This is a genomic window from Yersinia sp. 2542 StPb PI (assembly GCF_048593855.1).
GTDB lineage: Bacteria > Pseudomonadota > Gammaproteobacteria > Enterobacterales > Enterobacteriaceae > Yersinia > Yersinia enterocolitica_E.
The window spans coordinates 1-5,685 of record NZ_JAZGQA010000243.1 but is presented as its reverse complement, the minus strand read 5'-3'; the positions used below and the strand labels follow the sequence as shown (position 1 = coordinate 5,685).

Below are 5,685 nucleotides of genomic sequence, written 5' to 3'. Positions count from 1 at the left end.
ACCAAACATCTATTAATTACCTTAATTTTCAAATAATTAAACAAAAAAATATTTAACTACAGCGTCCAGCCACACCAGTAACGTTGTGATCCGCCTCAGATTTTTGCATTGTTATCATTCTGATTGCTTGTGCCTTTTGGCGAATCGTGTTTATCTTTTAAGGCTTATTACACTTATTGATGAGATACCTCGTGAACTATTCCACTGCCACCTTCAGTCTACAAAATACTGCGTATGTTAACGCAGTGGTAGTCGTACGCGTGCTAGTGGTGGTGGTCGGCAGCGCGCCGTAACGGGTACCGAATCCAGAAAGATTCCCAAACCCCGCCGGCGCCAGCCGAGCGGGGTTTCTTTTTAGCCCCACTCTGTTAACCGCCGGCCCTGATGAAGGATATAACCATGCGTTATACAGGCGCCCAATTAATAGTTCGCTTGCTCGAGCAGCAAGGTATTACCACGGTCGCAGGCATTCCCGGCGGCGCAGCGTTACCGTTGTATGATGCTCTAGGGCAAAGCCGTATTATTCGCCATGTGCTGGCACGACACGAACAAGGTGCTGGCTTTATGGCTCAAGGCATGGCCCGCGCCACCGGCCAAACCGCAGTCTGCTTAGCCTCCAGCGGCCCTGGGGCAACCAATCTGGTCACGGCAATTGCCGATGCCAAACTCGACTCTATTCCACTCGTGTGTATTACAGGTCAGGTTTCCTCCTCAATGATTGGCACCGATGCTTTTCAAGAGGTTGATACCTATGGCATATCGATACCTATCACCAAACATAATTATCTGGTTCGCGATATCAGCGAATTGCCCCGGGTGATCCCAGCGGCATTTCGCATTGCCCAGTCTGGGCGGCCCGGCCCGGTATGGATTGATATTCCCAAAGATGTGCAAACAGCAGAAATTGAGCTTGAGAGTTTGCCGCTACCAGGCGTTGCCGATGAGCCTTGCCCAATAGACCCACAAGCTATCGCGCACGCCGCTCAAATGATCAACCGTGCGGCACGGCCTGTGCTCTATCTGGGGGGAGGAATCGTCAGTTCGCAGGCGCACCAACAAGCAATACAACTGGCTGAACAGGCTGGACTGCCAACTACCATGACATTAATGGCACTGGGTACCATGCCCGTTGACCACCCATTATCCTTGGGAATGTTGGGAATGCATGCAGCACGCTCAACCAATCTGATCATGCAACAAGCTGATTTATTGATCGTACTTGGGGCGAGATTTGATGATCGTGCTATCGGAAAAGCAGAACAATTCTGCCCTGATGCCAGCATCATTCATATTGATATTGACCCGGCTGAGTTAGGCAAAATCCGCCGACCACACCTGGCGATGAATGCCGACATTAAGCAGGTATTAACCCACCTGTTGCCTTTAGTTGAAACTCGTTCACGCAGCGAATGGCGCTCAACCGTCAGTGATATGCAGCGCGAATTTCCGTTCAATCAACCCAACAGCACCAACCCACTGTGCCACTATGGTTTGATTCGCGCGGCGGCCGAAGCGCTGGATGATGACACCATCATTACCACTGATGTGGGACAACACCAGATGTGGGTAGCGCAGGCTTATCCGTTGCATCGCCCGCGACAGTGGTTAACGTCTGGCGGGCTGGGCACCATGGGATTTGGTCTGCCCGCTGCCATTGGTGCAGCACTGGCGAAACCAGAGGCAAAAGTAGTGTGTTTTTCTGGTGACGGCAGCCTGATGATGAATATTCAGGAAATGGCGACCGCCGCTGAAGAACAGCTGAACGTTAAGATTATTTTGATGAATAACCAATCATTGGGTTTAGTCCATCAGCAACAGGAACTGTTCTTTGGTAAACGTATTTTTGCAGCCGACTACCCGTATCGCACAAACTTCATCCATATCGCAGAAGGGTTTGGTTTCTCCACATGTGACCTCAACACAGCCAGCGACCCTTATGCTGCCTTGCATGAAGCCTTAAACCGACCAGGCCCGGTATTGATCCACGCACTGATTGATGTGGATGAAAAAGTGTATCCGATGGTGCCACCGGGTGCGGCAAATATCGATATGATTGGAGGGGAGTAATATGACGACTCAACAAATGGCAGGACAACCAACACCAAACCTATCGACTTCTGCGCAGGTGACACTGTTACTCACCGTACGCAACCACCCGGGGGTGATGTCCCATATTTGCGGGTTATTTGCCCGGCGCGCATTTAACGTCGAGGGAATTTTATGTATGCCGTTGGCTGGCGGTGACGAAAGTCGCATTTGGCTGCAAGTCTTGGATGATCAGCGATTACTGCAAATGATAAGCCAGTTGGAGAAACTGGAGGATGTGCTCCAGGTGCGCCGCTTCGGGCCTGAAATGCCTATTTTTGACCAAGTAGAAGACTTAATTGCCAATCAACGGTGACGTTGTCACTAGCATTGAATTACGTTGGATGGCAGACCTTCAAGCTTGCAACTAATATACGAGCATAGATAACCGGCTGTTATCGATAATATACCGTTAACGGCCTTTTAAAATTAGATAAGAGGTTAATTAGGCCAAGAGTAATTTCTGTAACTCTGCCAGCGAACTGACTTGGTAACGAGGCGCAATATTATCATCCGGTACACTGCCGTGCATATTAAGCCAGCAAGTATCTATCCCTGCATTAATACCACCCTGAATATCGGAATGCAGATTATCGCCCACCATTAGAATATGCTCTTTGGCCGGGTTATTCATTAAATTGAAAGCATGCTCAAATATAGCCACATCCGGTTTGGCCACCCCGACTTGTTCAGAAATGATCAGCGGAGAAAAGACATTTTTCAGACCAGTACGTTCCAAACGTATCGTTTGTAGCTCGGTAAAACCATTGGTAATAATGCCCATATTCACTTTACCACTCAAGGCATCAACCAACTCACGGGCACCCGGTAGGAGTGAACAGATATCCGCCATGGCGACTAAAAACTCACTGTTCAACCGGGTAGCTGCCACCCCCAGTTTCTCTGCCCACATCTCAAAACGGGTGTTTTGTAATTCGCTGGCGGATATTTTCCCATCTTGATAATCAACCCACAGTGGTTTATTAACCAATTGATAATAATCGAAATCCTGCACGGAAAAATCCACATTAAAGCGAGAAAACATCAGCTTTAACCCTTGATATGCATCAAAGTGAAATAGTGTCTCATCCGCATCGAACAGTATCCATTGGTATTTCATCACGACTATCTCTCTGACATTATTAGGCGCGCTATGGTAGCGACTATTAGCGTTCAGCTCAAGTTACACCGCGACGATACCTGGCTAATCATATTAATAGTGCTGCCGATATATCACGGTTTATTGCGATAACGTCTTCACCGGTTACTAAGGGGGCATCAAACGCCGACAATACTTTGCGGTTTATTTCAATCAGCGCGTCGTCAATTTTAATTTCCATATCTAACGCGATATCTGCTAATTTTTCTCTTTCCCAAGAGTCGCGGGAAATCAATAATTTCAAGAAAGTCACGATGCTATCGGGCAAATTAGCACTAATTGCTGTTATTGATTGTGGATTAATCTCTTCCTGAGTCGATACCTCAGTATTTTCAGTGACAAACAGACTCTCCAGCAACACCACTAATTGCTGGCTTTCATTTTTTAACAGATTAATACGGTCTGTATCATTAATAACTTCAGCGGCTTGAGACGGCAGACTCAGTGTCATCGGGGTTGCACGGCTATCAAGATCGCTATAAACCAATTTGCTGTCTAAGGCAAAACGCTTATATACCCGTTCAAGAAATTTCACTTCTGGTGGCGTAATGGTTCCCTCTACCTGAATCAAATGTGCCAAAAAGCGAGCAATGGCCCGACGGTTCTCCAGCGAGAGCGGCTCAAGATTATTTTTCAGGGCCAGTAGGGTATTATTTTTCCTGATACCGGGTTGGAGATAAGCTTTCAACCGCATACGCTGACCGGGGCTAAGATAACCCCAGGCATCAATATGTCGGGTCAATATCATGGATTCTGGCTCACCGATACGCCCATCGATCATCACCGCTGCGCAAGCCAACTCCACCGCAAGCATGGTCACGCGGTATGCGGCAAAGGTGGCAGATTCAGCCACCATTGACTCAATAGGGAACAGTGCCACAGTATCTTGCAAAACAGGTGTGCGGTTATCTGCTCTGACATCAGGTTCAATACCCACTTGCAGTGATGCTAATGCAAAGGTTAATGCCATAACCTGACTGCGGGATAAACGCTCTAATGGCTTGGTGTCGCACGCCGTACTGAGCCGAAGAAAAAGCTCATCCAGCGTTACCATCAACAAACCATAACCCACTCTCGCTTTGATACTTTCTAACTCTGTTTTTAATGCTGCTGACCACAACGGCATCGGTAGTAATAGTTGCCCTTCCAGTGACATTTTTTTCTTTGGATTAACACTGGCAAAACGGTTATAGATATCCAGGTCATGCTGGCAAGATTCAAATATTGGCCTCAGCTTATCCCTATGCGCTTTACACACAGCCACATTCGGCAGTTCCCCCATCTGCTGAAAGAACTCTTGCCCCATTAATCCCGCAGATGCAGGGCGATAAAATATCAGTAGCTTGGTTTTATTTATGGTTAATAAAAATCCGTCTCCATACTGCTCACGATAACGCTGCTGAAAAAGTGAGGAGAAAATATCAGCACAATGTGCCATTGAGATATTCTGATTTATCGCCGGATCAGCCTCGCCCCAGGCGAGCGCCCAGGCGGCAGGCAAAGGTTGCTGGTCAACAGCCAACTGCCCTAAACCAACCAGTAGCGCCAACGGAAGTTCTGTTGATGCCTCGCGGGTTAATGGGGGGGGAGAGAGATAGAGTTTCTCTTCTATATTCACTCGAGATATATAAACCAACAAGTTCTGCGCATAATGATTAAATGCGTTATTTTTCCCATAAATATTTAGCAGGCGATTAATTTCTTCTTCAAGAATAGGAAGTTCTTTTTTCGCTACCGGATCAATTGCAGCATCGATTAAAATCCGATGTTCCAAACCATAGAAGAATAGGAAGACGTAACCAATATGCGCAGTAGGTGATTTACGCCCATCTGCAAGCCATTGTAAATAAGCTCTTCTCGCTTGCGGCGAACATGTCGAGTAATCAGGCGCATTATCAATCAGCGGCAAGGAGATATCTATTTCTTGTTCTGCCACATCCATCGATGGGTTAATAAATGCAGGTTCCGCACCAGTGCGANTACTTTTGTATTTATTACCAATGTAAATCATGCCATCGGGTAAATTTATTCCAGCCACAACCGCCAACTCGCCAGGACGTAACCAGGAAGCGCGGGCTAAAGATCCTCGCGAGGTCTCGGGTTTTTTAGTCGCGGGTTTCTTGATTTCATCAACTGATGGGGTCTGATTTGCGCTGCTACCTTCAATGCTATGTTCGGGTTCAAGCTGCGAAGGGGTAATAGGATAATCGCCAAGATCAGGTATCGCTGCAGTTTTCTGCATGTCCGCGCTAATAGATGAGGCGACAGACCGCTTCGTCCCTTTAAGATTTTGCCAGACAAAATACATGCATAAGATAGCCGCACTCAGTGCAATCCACACTTCTCTTGGGATACCTGTAATCAGCCCTAAAACGACTATTAGTAGGATAACCCAGCCGGTACCGGTAGATTTTCTCTTCGCCACGATGGTTTATATGCCC

5 protein-coding genes are annotated in these 5,685 nt (G+C 47.3%); 3 read left to right on the top strand and 2 right to left on the bottom strand.

Translation table 11 applies throughout. The annotated features are described in order from the left end of the window. The first annotated feature begins 191 nt into the window (after positions 1–191). The 3 genes from V1952_RS19675 to ilvN all read left to right on the top strand — a co-directional run bounded on the left by V1952_RS19675 (position 192) and on the right by ilvN (position 2,401). Entirely contained in the window at positions 192–293 is a 102-nt protein-coding gene (locus tag V1952_RS19675; protein WP_227746532.1) for an ilvB operon leader peptide IvbL, read from the top strand. A 106-nt stretch (positions 294–399) separates the two neighbouring features. Further along, positions 400–2,067: an acetolactate synthase large subunit gene (ilvB, locus tag V1952_RS19670; RefSeq protein ID WP_193784659.1), complete on the top strand. Its 1,668-nt coding sequence runs from the start codon at positions 400–402 to the stop codon at positions 2,065–2,067. A 1-nt stretch (position 2,068) separates the two neighbouring features. Then, entirely contained in the window at positions 2,069–2,401 is a 333-nt protein-coding gene (ilvN, locus tag V1952_RS19665; RefSeq protein WP_372559051.1) for an acetolactate synthase small subunit, read from the top strand. Between the two features lie 129 nt (positions 2,402–2,530). Here the strand turns inward: ilvN and yjjG are convergent, their stop codons facing one another. Together yjjG and V1952_RS19655 are read right to left on the bottom strand one after the other, a co-directional pair. Continuing rightward, positions 2,531–3,205 (bottom strand): pyrimidine 5'-nucleotidase, encoded by a 675-nt coding sequence (gene yjjG / locus V1952_RS19660; RefSeq protein WP_083158814.1) that lies wholly within the window; start codon positions 3,203–3,205, stop codon positions 2,531–2,533. Between the two features lie 88 nt (positions 3,206–3,293). After that, positions 3,294–5,669 carry a TerB N-terminal domain-containing protein gene (locus V1952_RS19655; RefSeq protein ID WP_420075372.1) on the bottom strand — a complete coding sequence of 792 codons (2,376 nt, stop codon included), beginning with the start codon at positions 5,667–5,669 and terminating at the stop codon, positions 3,294–3,296. Positions 5,670–5,685: the final 16 nt, after the last annotated feature.

Bases quoted from the DNA above. Each gene is read 5' to 3' on its own strand.
- yjjG (WP_083158814.1), bottom strand. From the start codon at position 3,205: ATGAAATACCAATGGATACTGTTCGATGCGGATGAGACACTATTTCAC.
- ilvB (WP_193784659.1), top strand. From the start codon at position 400: ATGCGTTATACAGGCGCCCAATTAATAGTTCGCTTGCTCGAGCAGCAA.
- ilvN (WP_372559051.1), top strand. From the start codon at position 2,069: ATGACGACTCAACAAATGGCAGGACAACCAACACCAAACCTATCGACT.